The 14,984-nt window shown below is 71.8% G+C and carries 13 protein-coding genes; 5 read left to right on the top strand and 8 right to left on the bottom strand.

Annotated elements, in window-relative coordinates; all coding sequences use genetic code 11:
* Window positions 1-154 precede the first annotated feature (154 nt).
* Window positions 155-1,555, bottom strand: coding sequence for an MFS transporter (locus tag WG209_RS10930; protein WP_337175074.1), 1,401 nt, complete (start codon window positions 1,553-1,555; stop codon window positions 155-157).
* A 781-nt stretch (window positions 1,556-2,336) separates the two neighbouring features.
* On the opposite strand from WG209_RS10930, the gene WG209_RS10925 reads away from it, so the two are divergent.
* Window positions 2,337-3,836 (top strand): hypothetical protein, encoded by a 1,500-nt coding sequence (locus WG209_RS10925; protein WP_337175073.1) that lies wholly within the window; start codon window positions 2,337-2,339, stop codon window positions 3,834-3,836.
* Window positions 3,837-3,839: 3 nt separating this feature from the next.
* Here WG209_RS10925 and WG209_RS10920 read toward each other — a convergent pair whose 3' ends face one another.
* The 6 genes from WG209_RS10920 to WG209_RS10895 all read right to left on the bottom strand — a co-directional run bounded on the left by WG209_RS10920 (window position 3,840) and on the right by WG209_RS10895 (window position 10,559).
* On the bottom strand, window positions 3,840-5,009 hold the full coding sequence (locus WG209_RS10920) for a FliM/FliN family flagellar motor switch protein (RefSeq protein WP_337175072.1): 1,170 nt from the start codon (window positions 5,007-5,009) through the stop codon (window positions 3,840-3,842).
* Window positions 5,006-5,755: a hypothetical protein gene (locus tag WG209_RS10915; RefSeq protein WP_337175071.1), complete on the bottom strand. Its 750-nt coding sequence runs from the start codon at window positions 5,753-5,755 to the stop codon at window positions 5,006-5,008. Before WG209_RS10915 ends, WG209_RS10920 begins: the two co-directional genes overlap by 4 nt.
* A gap of 14 nt (window positions 5,756-5,769) precedes the next feature.
* Window positions 5,770-6,525 carry a response regulator gene (locus WG209_RS10910; protein WP_337175070.1) on the bottom strand — a complete coding sequence of 252 codons (756 nt, stop codon included), beginning with the start codon at window positions 6,523-6,525 and terminating at the stop codon, window positions 5,770-5,772.
* 62 nt (window positions 6,526-6,587) lie between these two features.
* Window positions 6,588-7,817, bottom strand: a complete 1,230-nt coding sequence (locus tag WG209_RS10905; RefSeq protein ID WP_337175069.1) for a hybrid sensor histidine kinase/response regulator — start codon at window positions 7,815-7,817, stop codon at window positions 6,588-6,590.
* Between the two features lie 67 nt (window positions 7,818-7,884).
* Window positions 7,885-8,388, bottom strand: coding sequence for a response regulator (locus tag WG209_RS10900; protein ID WP_337175068.1), 504 nt, complete (start codon window positions 8,386-8,388; stop codon window positions 7,885-7,887).
* Between the two features lie 80 nt (window positions 8,389-8,468).
* On the bottom strand, window positions 8,469-10,559 hold the full coding sequence (locus tag WG209_RS10895) for a PAS domain S-box protein (RefSeq protein ID WP_337175067.1): 2,091 nt from the start codon (window positions 10,557-10,559) through the stop codon (window positions 8,469-8,471).
* Window positions 10,560-10,717: 158 nt separating this feature from the next.
* Here WG209_RS10895 and WG209_RS10890 point away from each other — a divergent pair, with 158 nt between their 5' ends.
* From WG209_RS10890 to lgt, 4 genes are read left to right on the top strand one after another with little or no spacing between them, the layout of a single operon-like run.
* Entirely contained in the window at window positions 10,718-11,092 is a 375-nt protein-coding gene (locus tag WG209_RS10890; RefSeq protein WP_337175066.1) for a (2Fe-2S) ferredoxin domain-containing protein, read from the top strand.
* A gap of 4 nt (window positions 11,093-11,096) precedes the next feature.
* On the top strand, window positions 11,097-11,954 hold the full coding sequence (gene panC, locus WG209_RS10885; RefSeq protein ID WP_337175065.1) for a pantoate--beta-alanine ligase: 858 nt from the start codon (window positions 11,097-11,099) through the stop codon (window positions 11,952-11,954).
* 11 nt (window positions 11,955-11,965) lie between these two features.
* Window positions 11,966-12,394: an aspartate 1-decarboxylase gene (gene panD / locus WG209_RS10880; protein ID WP_337175064.1), complete on the top strand. Its 429-nt coding sequence runs from the start codon at window positions 11,966-11,968 to the stop codon at window positions 12,392-12,394.
* Between the two features lie 54 nt (window positions 12,395-12,448).
* Window positions 12,449-13,309, top strand: a complete 861-nt coding sequence (gene lgt, locus WG209_RS10875) for a prolipoprotein diacylglyceryl transferase (protein WP_337175063.1) — start codon at window positions 12,449-12,451, stop codon at window positions 13,307-13,309.
* Between the two features lie 4 nt (window positions 13,310-13,313).
* Here lgt and WG209_RS10870 read toward each other — a convergent pair whose 3' ends face one another.
* Window positions 13,314-14,951 (bottom strand): protein kinase, encoded by a 1,638-nt coding sequence (locus WG209_RS10870; RefSeq protein ID WP_337175062.1) that lies wholly within the window; start codon window positions 14,949-14,951, stop codon window positions 13,314-13,316.
* Between the last annotated feature and the right edge of the window lie 33 nt (window positions 14,952-14,984).

The following is a 14,984-nucleotide window of genomic DNA, read 5'->3' as shown; positions in this document are numbered from 1 at the left end:
AAGGGAATATCAGTCGCCGCTCACCCCGACTTTCACGACGAAGAGGCCCCTCGACGATGCCGCCGAGGGGCCACTTTTCTTTCGCGCGTGGGCGGGCCCTGAAACAGTCCGGGCCCCCGCGGCGAGGCGGAGACCCGGCGGTTTGTCTGGTACGTCACTCGGGCAACGGCTGGCCCTTGGTCTCCGGGGCGAACGGCAGGATCATCAGCCCCAGGGCGAAGACGGCGCACATCGCGACGCCGGCGTAGCGCATCGGCTCGGGCTTGTCGGCGAAGACGGAGCTGGTCAGGTAGCCAAGGACGAACGGGCCCGAGGCGGCCACGAACCGGCCGACGTTGTAGCAGAACGAGATGCCGGTGCTACGCAGCCGCGTCGGGAACAGCTCCGGGAAGTAGATCGCGTAGCCGCCGAACAGCGCGAGCTGGCAGAAGCCCATGATCGGCACGAAGACGAAGATCTGCCAGAATTCGTCCAGCAGCCAGAACGACAGCGAGGTCGAGACCGCGGCCGCGATGAACGAGATCGCGAACGCCGGCCGGCGTCCCATCCGCTCGGCCAGCTTGGCGTAGCCGTGGATGCCGAAGAACGCGCCGAAGTTGAACATCAGCAGCGTCATGCCGGCCCAGAAGGTGATCTTGCCGGAGATCTCCTGCTCCGACAGCCCCTGCGCGACGAAGTGCTTGCGGAGGACCGACTGGCTCAGGTCGTTGCTGAAGACGCCGATTCCCCACAGGCCGACCACGCCCGAGAACGCCAGGACCATCCCGACGATCGTGTTGCGTCGCCAGCGCGGGTCGGTGAACAGCTCGGTGACCGAACCCAGCTTCTTCGCCCCCGCGCCGTCGCCCTCCTCTTCCTTCCGCGCCGCGGCCTTCCAGCGCTCGGGCTCCTTGAGCCTGAAGAAGATAGGGATGACCAGCAGCGACGGCAGGAGGCCGACGAGGAACATCGCCCGCCACGCGCTGCCGACGGCTCCGGACTGCTCCGCCGCCCCCATCCCCATGCCGATCACCGCCGCCGACATGTTCCCCACGGCCGAGAGGGCCTGGAGCCATCCCAGGGCGTGCGGCCGGGCGCGGTCGGACATGACCTCGGCGACCAAAGATACCCCCACCGCGAATTGCCCGCCGACGCCCAGCCCGGTCAGGAAGCGGTATCCGGCGAACTCCCAGACGTCTCGCGACAGGGCGCTCAGGCCGGTGAACGCGGAGTATGTCAGGATCGTCAGCATCATCGTCTTCGCCCGGCCGAGCTTGTCGCCGAGGATGCCGAAGAAGATTCCGCCGGTGGCCCAGCCGATCATGAAGATGCTGGTCGTGACGCCCGAGTACCAGCCCACGTCGCTCGCCGTGGCCGGGTCGCCGGGCGTCGCGCCGAGCAGCTCGACCACGGCCGGCCTGCGCGCCAGGTTGAAGAGCTGCTGATCCATCGTGTCGAACAGCCAGCCCAGCGTGGCGACCAGGAACACGAACCACTGGTAGCCGTTCAGCTCGCGCCACCAGGCGACGGAATCCGTGGAAGCGGGGGGCGGCGGGACGTCGTCATTGATGTGCATGGGGCTGGCTCCGAGGCGGGGTGGGGCGGCGCGACGTGTCCAGGCGCGGCCGGCCGAGCCACGATAAGACCACGACGGACGTCCCGGGACAACCCGCCGGCGCCCGGCCGCCCATCGCGGGCGCGCCCTGCAATTCCGGTTGAAGGGAGCCGCGCGGTCCGAGAGTCAACGCGTCGGAGATCGTCCTGGGAATTTCAAGATTCCTGAAATCCCGCCGATCCCGTCGCTGACCATATCTGGTGCTTGATGACGGCGCTCTTTGACAATCCGGAAGCAATCGAGATCCGCGGGGCGGCGGTCCACGAGGATCGCCCGGCACCGGCCCGGTCCCGTCCCTTCCCCCGCCACCAGGGAGTAGCCATCCCAGCGACCGGCGCGGGCCGTCGCCGCTGGAGATGCGTCGACCGCGCCGGACGCGCGCCATCGCCGTCGCCGAAACCCGACGGCCCCACGCGGTCCTTCGGGCCACCCGCTCACGGTGAAACTAGGGGACGCGCGTCCCACGCTCGGCGAGCCCGACGACCCGCGAAAACCACTTCGAAAACGACGAACGAAGCCAAGGCATCTTGGCCACAAGCCTATTATCCGGCAACGACTTAACCGCGTTGCGGCGAAAACCGCGGCGCGCGAACGAAGCCAACTCGCGATGTCCGCTCCGTCCCGGAGTTCGTCGCGGGGGACGGGCCGTCGGCGGTCGGCCCGAGGGCGGGTCGCCAAGATCGGTGGGCCCCCCTTCGCAAGCCCCTCGCCACGGTGGCGACACGCCGCTAAGATCGTCGGGATGAAACGGAAGACCGTCCACGCGCTAGGAATTTCCACCTTCCTCGTCGCCGCCCTGCTCATCGGGATCGAGTCGGGAACCCTGCCGACGGGCATCCCCGGCGAGTGGGAATGGCTGCCGGTGAAGGCCTCGCCGTCGATCCCCTGGCTGCTGCTGTCGGCGGCCGGGGCGGCGGCCTACGCCGGGTACGCCGGTTTGGGATTCCGCGCGCTAGGGGTCCCCTCGCGGCGGGGTTACGGCGAGCTCGGCTGGGTCGCCGGCCTGACGGCGTCGGCCGTGGTCGTGCAGGTGCTCATCGCCGTCGGCGCCCCGGACGAGTACGACCTGACCCGATGGGCCTACGTCCATCATTCCGAATGGTCGACCGGATATTTCGAGATCGCGCGCGACCAGGCGGCGGCCGATCCGTGGAAGTTCCTGGCCGAATACCCGACGTGGATCGAGTCGCAGGATCCCTTCCATATCGGCACCCATCCCCCGGGCCTCGTCGCGACGCACGCGGCGCTGCTGGCGTTCGTGGAGCGGAATCCCGGGCTGAGGGACGCGCTGATCGCCGCCACGCCGCCGTCGGTCGCGATGGGATTCCGGCAACTGGAGGCGATGAGCGGGCGACCGATCCCGCACACCGACCGCGCCGAGCTTTTCCTCTTCAGCCTCCTCACCCTGCTGCTCTGCGCGGGGACCGTCGCGCCGATGTACCTGATGGCGCGAGAGGCCCTGCCGCCGCAGCTCGCCTGGTGCGCCGCGGCGCTCTGGCCGATCGCCCCGGCGATGAACCTGTTCCAGCCGCTGGCCGACGCCGCCTTCCCGTTCCTCTCGGCCGGCGCGCTGGCGGCCGGCGCGTGGTCGGCCCGGCTGAACGGGATCCCGGGCGCCGCCGGCTGGCTGGCCGTGGCGACGGGGATCATCTCGGGCGTCGTGATGGGTGTGGGGATGATGTACACCCTGGCATTCCTGCCGATCGGCCTGATGGTCGCGCTGGTCGTCCTGTCGACGCGATCGAACATCTGGTCCCGCCGGCTGAAGAGCATCGCCTGGATCGGCTTCGGCTTCCTGGCGTTCGTGGGCCTGTCCTGGCTGATCACCGGCGCGAACCCGTTCGTGGTCTGGCGGTGGAACCTCCACCATCACGCCCGGTTCTACGACGAATTCCCCCGCTCGTACTGGCCGTGGCTGTTCGCCAACCCGATCGAGACGGCGATCGCGATGGGGATCCCCGCCGCCGTCTGGTGCACGACCGGCGCGGCGGCCGACCGTCGCTACGTCCCGCGCGTGGCGTGGTGCGCCCTGGCCGTGGTCGCGATCGCGAACCTGACCGGACGCAACATGGGGGAGGTCGCGCGGCTCTGGATCCTGTTCCTGCCGCCGCTGATGGCCGCGGCCGGCGTCGGCCTGACGCGGCTCGGCGGCGGGCCCCGGGCCGTCGTCGCGACCGTCGCCCTGACGGCGCTCCAGACCCTGGGCCTCCAGTCGCTCATCCAGGTGGTCTACCCGACCTGAGCGTCACAGGAGGACGGTGGTCACCCGGACGCCCAGCTCGTCGCCGATCAGGACGAGGTCGCCCCGAGCGACCGTCCGGCCGCCCGACGTCACCTCCACGGGCTCCCGGCCGTGGCGATTCAGCTCCAGCACCTCGCCCGGCTTCAGACCGGCGAGGCGCCCCAGGGGGATGCTGATCCGTCCCAGCTCCACGGTCAGCGTGACCGGGGCGTCGAGCGGGTCCACGACCGGCTCCCCGGCGCGGTTCGGCGCGGCGCTCATGGCGTTTCCTCCAGTCGTTCGAGCCCCGCGAAGCATCGGGCCGGTCGCGACCACGCGACGCCCCGACGAACCCGGCTCCGGCTCGACGGCGATTCGGTACTCCTCGTCCCCCGCCGCGCAGACCAGCGCAAACGTCCCGCGGGGCTCGTCCGGGGTCCCCGTCAGGCCCGGCCCGGAGAGCGGCAAGACCGCCCCCACGCGCAGCCGTCGCAGGCCAAGCGGCATCGGCGACGCGCCCGCCACGGCCCGCCAGTCCGAGGCCGAATCGACCGCGCCGGGGGGGATCGCCCGCCGCTCCTCGCGAGTCGCCGACGGCTCGGCCCAGTAAGATGCCAGGCTCGACGGCAGCCACAGCCTCGCGGCCCCCGCGACCTCGCCGACCCGGACGGCCCAGCGGATCGTGACGACATCCCCCAGGCCTTCGATGTCGAACGGGCTGGGGCCGACGCGATCGATCGACAGGTCGAGCGCGTCGCCTTCCGGCCCGCCGCCGAAGCGGAATGGGCTCGCGTCGGCCTTCGCCATCTCTTCCAGGCCGCGGACGATCAGATAAGTCCAGACGCCCCATTCGACGGGCGTGGTCTGGAGCCGGGATTCGGCGAAGGGCCGGTCGTAGCCGAGCAGCCGATCGACGACCGCATGGACGATCGGGATATCGACGCCGATCGCCAGCCGCGTCCCCATCCGAGGCCATCGGAGCTGCGCCACCAAGCCTGGACGCCCCAGGGCGGACGGGCGCGGGTCGACCTCCGGGCGGTCGAAATCGGCGTGGAGGCCGAGCCAGGCGAGCGCCTCGCGGACGGCCACCGACGCCAGCCAGCCCGCCGCCCGGCGCTCCAGCGCGAGCGACCGGCGAGAGAGACGGGGCAGGCCGGCACAGATGTCTGGCGTGTCGACCGCCTCGATGGTCATGGGCGGCCCCCCGGCGGGTGGGGGATCGCGATACGGCCCTCCGAGCGCAGCCGATCCCAGGCCTCGCGGAGGATGCGCGCCTCCAGCCGCGTGACGGCCGGGGCGATCCTCGCCGTCGGCGGCGCGATCGACCGGGCCTGTCGGACGATCGGGTAGGGTATGCGTTGCAGGGCCCGGCGCGCGGCGAACGGCTCGCATTCGGCGAGCAGGCGGAAGGCGGTCGCCAACCCCAGGAGCGCGACCCCGCGGCGGCCGGTCGCGCCGGCGTCGCGCGCGGCCTTCACGTCCCGCCCCGCCAGGTCGCGGACCTCGGGCGAAGGGCCGCCCGCCCCCGCCAGGGCCGACTTGATCCGCCCCACTGCTCGCCAGAGCCGGAACGCCTCGATCGGGGTCGTCCGCGTCAGCCCGACGATCACCGGCGGGTCGTCGTCGCGGTCGGAGCCCCCGACGAGCCTCTCGGTCCAGAGGGCCATGACCCATTCGAGGACCTCGGGATGGGGCGGCCGATCCGGCCGGGGCGGCGGGCCGTCGCCCCGGAGGAGTCGCGCGAGTCCCTCGGGCCCGCGCGTCGCGACGGTCGCGCGGACGGCCGGGGATTCCTCGAGCAACGCCCGCGCCAGCCAGGTGGGGTGGACGCGCGACAGGTCCGCGCGGGCCTCCTCGCGATGGCGACGGCGCAGGCGTTCCAGGGCCGCCGGGTCGGCGAAGGCTCGGGCGATGCGCTCGGCGTCGCTCGCGGTCGTCATCGGTCGGCTCCGGCTCAGGCCCAGCGCTTCACCAGGATCAGTCGGTCGGCGTCGCGGTCGACGGCCGCCTCGTCGAATCGGGCGAAGGAGGCGACGAGGGGGTCGTCCGGCGTCCGCCCGAGGTGATCGAGCCAGCCGAGGCCGTGGAACGTCATCGCGAGGCCATCGCGCGTCAACTCGTAGTCGAGCGAGGCGGGGGGCCCGCCGGGATTGCGGCGCAGCCAGTCCTCGACGCCGACCTCGGCGTCGCGGATGACCTCCCCGAGCGCCACGGCCTCCGCCTCCGGGATGGGGGAGCGGCCGAGCACCAGGTCGCGGAGCTTGGCCAGGTCGCGGGCCGTCGAGCCCTCCTCCGGGTCGCCGAACCGGGCCGTCCCCGCGATCCGGTCCTGCTCGGCCTGCGAGCGGAGCGTCCGGGCGCGGGCGAGGGCGCCGAAGATCTGGTCGGGCGTGTAGGGCTTGGCGACGAACTCGTCGGCGCCGGCGCGGAAGCTGTCGACGCGGCTCCGCGCCGCGATCCGCGCCGAGACGACGACGACCGGCACCAGGCAGGTCTGCCGCGCCGCCTTGACGGCCCGGCAGACCTCGAAGCCGCTCATGTCCGGCAGCATGAGGTCGAGGAACACGACGTCGGGGGAGAACCGGCCGAGCTGCGCCAACGCCTCGCGGCCGTCGTGGGCCGGGGCGGAATTGTAGCCGCGGAGCCTGATCAACATCCCCAGCAGCTTGTTGGCTTCCGGCTCGTCTTCCACGATGAGGGCGGTAGGCATCGGCTCGACTTCTCGGGAGGGCGCCGGCGCGACGCCGGCTTGGATCGCGGCGGCGCGACGGCCTAGGCCTGGGTCGCGGTACCGGACTGGACCGGGGCGGATTCGGCTTGGGGCCCCGCGGCGGGGGGCCGTCGCGGGAGGCGCACCGTCATCCGGGTCCCCCCCTCGGGGAGCTGACCGGGCTCGACGCGCCCGCCGTGCATCTCGACGAACTGCCGGGCGATGCTCAGCCCCAGGCCGAGCCCTCGCTTCTGGAAGCCGAACTCGCCCGACGAATGCCTGCTGGGGTCGAGCTGGGTGAAGAACGGCTGGAACAGATGTTGGAACGACTCCGGGTCGATCCCGACCCCGTGGTCCTCCACCCGGATCTCGGCCCAGTCCGGGCCGTCGGCGCGGGCCCGGAGGGCGAGCTCCCCGCGGTCCGGGGTGAACTTGATGGCGTTGGTCATCAGGTTGACCAGCGCGGCGCCGACCTTGTCGGCGTCCAGCTCGAACTCCCCCAGATCCGGGGGGACGTCCAGGGACAGGGTCAGCCCGCGGGCGTTGATGAACGGGCGGACCCGGCCGACGACGTCCCGGATCAGCTCCGGCAGGTCGACGGGCCGGGGCTCCAGGGCGCGACGGAAGTCCTCGGCCCGCAGCAGGGTCAGCATGTTGGTGACCAGCCGCGAGAGCTGGCGCCCGCTGGAGGAGATCTGGCGGAGGATCTCCTCCTCCTCGGGCTCGCGGTCGGGGCGGGAGAGCCGCAGCAGCTCCGTCAGGCCCAGGACCAGGGTGATCGGGGTGTTGAACTCGTGGCTGGCGACCTCGATGAAGGCGGTCTTCAGGCGGTCGACGCGCGACAGCTCCTCGTTGGCCTCGGTCAGCCGGTCGTTGGCCTCGCGCAGCTCCTCGATCAGGGCCTTCCGCTCGGCCAGCAGGTCGTACTTCTCCGCGGCCTCGCGGATGACGTTCTCCAGCTCGACGGCGTCCCAGGGCTTGAGGATGTAGCGGAAGATGTGGCCTTCGTTGACGGCGTTGATCACCGCCTGGATGTCCGCGAACCCGGTGAACAGCATGCGGATGGCGTCGGGCTGGCGCCGCCTGGCCTCGGCGAGCAGGCAGTCGCCGGTCATCCCGGGCATCCGCTGGTCGGAGAGGATGAGCTGGATCTCGTTCGAGTCCATCAGCTCCAGGGCGTCGCGCGCGTTGGGGGCGGTGAGCACGCGATAGGCGCGGTGGAACTGATGCCGGAGGCTCTCCAGCACGTCCACCTCGTCGTCCACGATCAACAGCGTGTGCCGCCGCTTCATCCGGTTCGCTCCGCCCCCCGGCCGACCTCCCGGCGCGTGGCCGGCCCGCCGGCCCCGCGCCGTCGGTTCACGCCCCCGGCGAGGGGGAGCGATCCGACAGCCGATCCACCATCGATTCCAGGCAGCTCACGCGCCCCTTCAGGCTCTCCACCTCGTCCAGGAGCTTCTCTCGCTCCGCGGCGGCCGTCTCCAGGCGGTCGTACTCGTCGGCGGCCAGGCGGACGGCGTCCAGCAGCTCCTCGGGCTGCCACGGCTTGCGGATGAACTGGAAGACGTGCCCCTGGTTGATCGCCGCGATCACCGACTCCAGGTCGGCGAACCCGGTGAACAGCATCCGGACCGCCTGGGGATACCGCGACTTCAGCCGGGTCAGCAGCTCGACCCCGGTGATCTGCGGCATCCGCTGGTCCGACATCACGATGTGGACCTCCTCCTCCTGCATCAGCCGGTACCCCTCCTGGGCGCTGTGCGCCTTCAGGACGCGATACTCGCGGCGGAGCAGGTCGTGGACCGAGTCGCACACGTTGGGCTCGTCGTCGACGATCAGCAGGCAATGCTTCTTCGTGGCCATGGCCGCCCCCCCGGTATCCGCGTCACCCGGCCCTACTGTACCATCTGGAGGGCCGCCGGGAAGCCCCCGCGGCCGGCCGGTCACGCCGTCGGCGCCCGATCGCGGGCCTGCGGGAGCAGGATGCGGAACCGGGTCCCGCGCCCGGGCTCGGAATCGACCTCGATCCGGCCGCCGTGGCCGGTGATGATCCCGTGGCTGATCGCCAGCCCCAGGCCGGTCCCCTCGCCCACCGGCTTGGTGGTGAAGAACGGGTCGAACAGCCGGTTCATGTCCCCCGGCGCGATGCCGTCGCCGTCGTCGGCGACGCTGATCTCCACCCAGTCCCCCAGGTCCCTCGCCCCGATCTCGATCCGCCCCCCCTCTCCTCGCCCCGCCGCCTCGATCGCCTGGAGCGCGTTGATCACCAGGTTCAGGAGCACCTGCGAGATGTCCGACGGGACGCAGTCGATCCGCTCGACCCCCCCCGTGTCGACGACCATCTCGATGCCGTCCCGGCGCATGCGGTTCCGGGTCATCTCCAGGGCGCTGTCGATCAGCTCGACGATCGACGCCCGCTCCCACCTCGGCCGCGACGTCCGGGCGAGCCCGCGCATCTTCTGCACGATGTTCGCCACCCGGCGCACCCCCTCCAGCGTCCGGTCGATCATCGGCTCCAGGTTCTCGCGGATGTACGGCCAGTCGATCTCCTCGGAGATCTCCCGGAGCCGCGCGACCTCGGCCGGGCGGAGGTCCGCGACCGCCTCGCACGCCCTCTCCCCCTCGATCAGCATCTGCAGCAGGCCCTTCACGTCCCGGCGCAGGACCGCCAGGTTGTTGCCGACGTAGGAGAGCGGGTTGTTGATCTCGTGGGCCACCCCGGCGCTGAGCAGGCCGATGGAGGCCAGCTTGTCCGTGTGGGCCAGCATGGCGCGCATCCGCTGGCGCTCGGCCTGGTCGCGGATCGAGGCGACGTACTCGACGCGGCCCTCGGTCTCGACCGAGCTGAGCGAGATCTCCACCGGGAAGCTCGTCCCGTCGCGGCGACGGCCCGACAGCTCGACCGTCTTGTTCAGGATCTCCGCCAGGTCGAACCCCTCGCTCGGTCCCTCGGCCGAGCCGGGCGCCGTCGTGGGGACCAGCATCGAGAACGGCTGGCCGACCGCCTCCGCCGACTTGTAGCCGAAGACCGCCTCCGCCGCCGGGTTGAACAGGATGACGCGGCCCGCGCCGTCGGCCACCACGATCGCGTCCAGGCTCCCCTCGGTCAGCCGCCGGTAGCGCTCCTCCGACCGCGACAGCTCGCGGTTCTTCTCCTCTAGCGCCTTCGCCGAGAGCATCTGGACCTCGGCGAATCGGCGGCGGGTCCGCTCCAGGGCGACCCGCTCGGTCACGTCGCGGACCGTCGCCAGGACGGCGGTCTGGCCGTCGAAGTCGATCGTCGAGGTCGTGACCTCCACCGGGATCGCCCTCCCCGACTTGCAACGGAACGTCGCCTCGGAGGACGATGGCCCGGCGCTCCTCGCCCGGTCGAGCCGCCCGCGGAAGCCGCCGGCGTCGTCGATCCTGCCGGCGTCCATCCCGACCAGCTCGTCGACCCCGTAGCCCAGCAGCTCGGAGGCGGCGCGATTCGCGTCGAGGATCCGGCCGGTCTCGTCGTGGACGAGGACCGCGTCGTGCATCCCCTCGAACATCGCCCGGACCCGGCGCTCGGAGGCCGCCGCGGCCTCCTCGGCCTGGATCCGCTGGCTGATCTCCGTGACGAACGCGAAGAAGCCGACGACCCGGCCCTCTTCATCGCGCGTCGCGTCGATCAGCAGCTCCACCGGCACGTCCCGCCCGTCCTTGGTGCGATACCGCTTGACGATCGACGCCCGCCCCCCGGCCAGGATCTTCTCGTGCGACTCCAGCGTGGCGTCGCGGAACTCCGGCGCGGTCAGGTCGACGACCGACATCCCCAGCAGCTCCTCGCGCGGGTAGCCGAGCAACTCGCAGAAGGCGTCGTTGACGTAGTCGAGCCGACGATCCATGTCGATCGTGCCGAACGCCTGCGGGCCGTCGGCGAGCATCCGATGATGGAGCCGCAGGAGCGCCTCGTCGGGCTCGCCCCCGGCGTCGGGGCGCGCGGCGCCGGCGGGGGCGGTCCGCCCCCCCGCATCGCCGTCACGATCGGGCGCGTCGAACGTCGAAGCCACGGCAACCCCTCGCCGGCCCGAGATCCCCTCGCATCGGTCCCCACGTCAGTCATACTATATAGGGTAAAGCCCCGAATCCACGACCGTCCTCCCCGCCGTCCGGGGCGGACTCCCCGCCGACAGGCCGCGGCGACGCCCGGAGACGACTCGAACGCATCATGCCCGTATTCACGCACCACATATTCGTCTGCGGGAACGTCCGCGAGCCCGGCCACGCCCGGGGTTGCTGCGATCCGGGGGGGACCCAGGTACTCAAGGAGGCCTTCAAGGCCGAGCTGAGGAGGGCGGGGGTTGGCCGGCTCGCCCGCGCCAACCACGCCGGCTGCCTCGACCAGTGCGAGCACGGGCCGGCCGTGGTGATCTACCCGCTGGGGGTCTGGTACGGCAACGTCCGGGTCGAGGACGTCCCCCGGATCGTGGCGACGACGGTCCTCGGCGGCGAGATCGTGCATGACTTGCAGATCGCCGACGACTGCCTGAACAATCCCAGGTGTCCACATCGCGCTGGCACCCCCGCCCGGCCCGAGGGCTGAGCCGATGCAAGTCGCCGCCACGATCGCCGACGCCCGGCTCGCCGTCGGGCGGGCCCGCGCCGAGGGCCGCCGGATCGGCCTGGTCCCGACCATGGGGGCGCTGCACGCCGGCCACGTCGCGCTGGTCGAGGAGTGCCGGAGGCTCGCCGACTTCACGGTCGTCTCCCTCTTCGTGAACCCCTCGCAATTCGGCCCCAACGAGGACTACGACCGCTACCCGCGGACGCTGGAGGCCGACCTGGCCAAGTGCGAGGCGGCCGGGGTGGACCTGGTGTTCCGGCCGACCGCCGACGTGATGTACCCCCGCGGCGTCCCTTCGGCGACGTTCGTGGAGGTGCCGGGGCTGTCCCACGTGCTGGAGGGGGCGGTCCGGCCCGAGCATTTCCGGGGCGTGGCGACGGTGGTCCTCGGCCTGTTCGAGATCATCCGGCCCGACCTGGCGATCTTCGGCCAGAAGGACTACCAGCAGCAGGCCATCCTGCGCCGGATGGTCGCCGACCTTCACGTCCCCGTCGCGATCGTCACCCACCCCATCGTCCGCGAGCCCGACGGCCTGGCGATGAGCAGCCGCAACATCTACCTGGACCCGGCCCAACGGCAGGGCTCCCGGGCGCTCTGGCGGGGGCTGGAGGCGGCGCGCCGGGCCGTCGCGGGGGGGGAGTCCGACGCCGATCGGGTTCGACAGATCCTCCGGGCCCCGATAGAATCCGAGGGGGAGGCGGCCCTCGACTACGCCGAGGTCGTCGACGCCGAGACCCTCGAGAGGCTCGACCGGATCGCGCCCGGGCGGCCGGCCGTCGCGTTGGTGGCGGCCCGATTCGGCAAGACCCGGCTCATCGACAACGCCCGCCTGACGGAGTGAGACGACCACGCATGCAGCTCAAGGTGCTCAGGAGCAAGCTCCACCTGGCGACCGTCACGCGGAGCGACCTGTATTACCACGGAAGCCTGACCATCGACCCCGACCTGATGGACGCCGTCGGGCTGCTGCCTTACGAGTCGATCCTGATCAGCAACGTGGCGACCGGCGCGCGCGCCGAGACCTACGCGCTGCCCGGCGAGCGCGGCTCCGGCGCGATCGAGCTGAACGGCGCGATGGCCCGCCTGGGCGCCGTGGGCGACCGGATCATCGTGATGGCCTTCGCCCAGGTCGACGCCGCCGAGGTCGAGTCCCACCAGCCCCGCGTCGTCGCCCTGGACTCCCGCAACCGGATCTCCGAGCGCATCGACTACCCGCCGGTGGGCGAGGCCCGCGACGCCCCCTTCCGCAACGGCCGCGAGGCCTGGACCGAGATCGTCTGATCCGCCCGGCCCGGCCCGCCACGCGGCGGCCCGGCCGACGGGGCGAGGAACGCCATGCGCCAGATCCTGTTCACGATCCCGGTCCTCAACCTCCCCATCTACGGCTACGGCGCCATGCTGGTCCTGGCGTTCGCCTCGTCGACGCTCCTGGCCGCCTGGCGCGCGAAGCGGGAGAAGCTGGACCCGGAGCTCGTCTTCGACATGGCCTTCTGGCTGTTCGCCGGAGGGCTCTTCGGCGCGCGGCTGTTCTACGTCGTCCAGTATCGCGACGGCTTCCACTCCCCGCTGGACTTCTTCAAGTTCTGGAACGGCGGGATCGTCTACTACGGCGGCATCTTCGGCGGCGTGGCGGCGTTCTTCATCTACCGGAAGTTCAACCCGTTCCCGATCCGCCCGTACCTCGACGCCCTGGCGCCCTCGATCGCGATCGGCACGCTGTTCGGCCGCCTCGGCTGCTTCCTGAACGGCTGCTGCTTCGGCGACCTCTGCCACACGGCGCTGGGCGTGCGGTTCCCCAAGCCCACCGACCCCTGGGCGAGCCAGGTCCGCAACGGCCTGATCCCCCCCTCGGCCGAGTCCTCGCTCCCCCTCCACCCGACGCAGCTCTACTCCGCGCTCGACGCGCTGGTGCTGCTCGTCCTCCTGAGCGCCTACTTCCCCATGCGGCGCCGCGACGGCGAGGTGATCGGCGTCCTCATGATCGCCTACCCGATCACCCGGTTCCTCATCGAGTACGTCCGCAACGACGAGGGGATCTTCTTCGCCGGGATGACGATCTCGCAGACGATCAGCGTCGGGTTGCTGGCGTGCGCGGGGGCCTACTGGTGGTGGCTCTCCACGCGGCCGATGTCCCGCTACGCCGACCTGCCGCTCGCCCCGGCCGAAGCCCCGGAGCCGGCCGCGTCGGCGTCCTGAGTCGTCAGCCGCCGGCCGAGGCGAGCACGACGGCGCGAAGGTCGAACAGGGCCCCACGCGGTGGGTCGGCCGGGCGGATCTCGATCGTGTGGACTCCGGGGTTGAGGTCGACCTCCGCGACCGGGAAGACGCGGTAATCCGTCCACCCCCCCGTCCCCTCGGCGACCCGTTCGTGAGCTGAGCCGTCCAGGCGTATCTCGTAGCGGTTGCCGGCGTCTCCGTTGCTGTTGGCGTACTCCAGGCACAGGTGGTAACGCCCGGCGGCCTCGGGCTCGACGAGGAACGACCACGAGGCCCGGTCGTCGCCCTCGTGCCAGTAGCCGAGGTTGCCGAACGACCCTTCGAACTTGAGCGAGGATCCCGAGACGACCGCCGAGGCCGCCCCCAGGCGGATCGATCCGTCGGCCTGGATGACCGTCCTGATCGTCAGGTCGGGGTCGTCCCAGGTCGACCTCGGCGAGAACCCCGCGGCGTCGCGCGTCGCCGCGACGCGGACCGCCGCGACGAGGGACGGATCCGAGGCGAGCCACGCGACCAGGACCGTGGCCGCCGCCGACGCGGCGAGCGCCGCCGGCCTGGCCGCGCCCCATCGCCCCCCTTCGGCGGGGCCATCCAGGAACCGCCGCAGATCCTCCGCCAGCTCCCGCGCCCCGGGGTAGCGGTCCTCCGGGCGCCCGCGCAGGCATCGCAGCGCGACGCGGTCCAGCTCGCGCGGGACGCCGGGCGCGACGCGGCTCGGCGGGAGGCTCACCGCATCGCGGCGCGTCGCCGAGGCGCCATCCAGTTCCTGGGGGACGCGGCCGGCGAGCATCTCATGGAGGATGACCCCCAGGGTGTAGACATCGGTCGCCGGGCCGACCTCCCCCGGACCGCCGGCCTGCTCCGGGGCCATGTACCGCGGGGTGCCACGTCGCCCCCCCTCCTCGCCCCAGTGGGCGTCGGACTCGGTCCATTTGGCGACGCCGAAGTCGGCGATCTTGGGGACCCCGTCGCGCGTCATCAGGATGTTCGACGGCTTCAGGTCGCAATGGATGATCCCGTGGCGGTGGGCGTGGTCCACGGCCTCGGCCACGATCAGGATCGTCTCGGCCGCCGCCCGTGGGGGCCACGGCTCGCCGGTCATCCGGTCGGCGAGCGAGCCGCCGTCCACCAGCTCCAGCGCCAAGAACGGGCGGTCGCCGTGGGTGCCGATGTCGTAGATCTGGACGATGTAGGGATGCTGGAGCTGGGCGACGGCCCGCGCCTCGATCTCGAACAGTCGCGCGACGACGTCGGGGCGGCGCGCGACCATCTTCAGCGCCGCCGGGCGGCCGAGCTTCACGTGCCGCGCCTTGTAGATCAGCCCCGTGCCGCCGACGCCGATCGGCGGCCCCTCGACGACGTAGTCGGCGAGGATCGGCGGCTCGCGGTCGAGCGGCCCGGCGGCGTCGCGGCCCGGCGCGCGTCCCGCCAGCGAGCGCCTCAGCTCGTCCAGGACGTGGTCCGTATGGCGGTCCAGCGCCTCCGCGCGGGACTCGCAGCGGGCGCACGAGTCGAGGTGGCGTCGGACGGCCTCGATCCCGGCCTCGGGGAGATCGCCCAGGGCGAAAGCCCGCAGGACGTCGTCGTCCAGGCATGGTGGGGTGGGAACTTGCGGCTCCACGACGGGCTCCGGTACCATGGCGCGGAAGCCGGC

The organism is Paludisphaera sp., from assembly GCF_037189885.1.
In the GTDB taxonomy this organism is placed as follows: domain Bacteria; phylum Planctomycetota; class Planctomycetia; order Isosphaerales; family Isosphaeraceae; genus Paludisphaera.
Note: the sequence above shows the minus strand (reverse complement) of the source record. Positions and strands in the feature narration are given on the sequence as shown.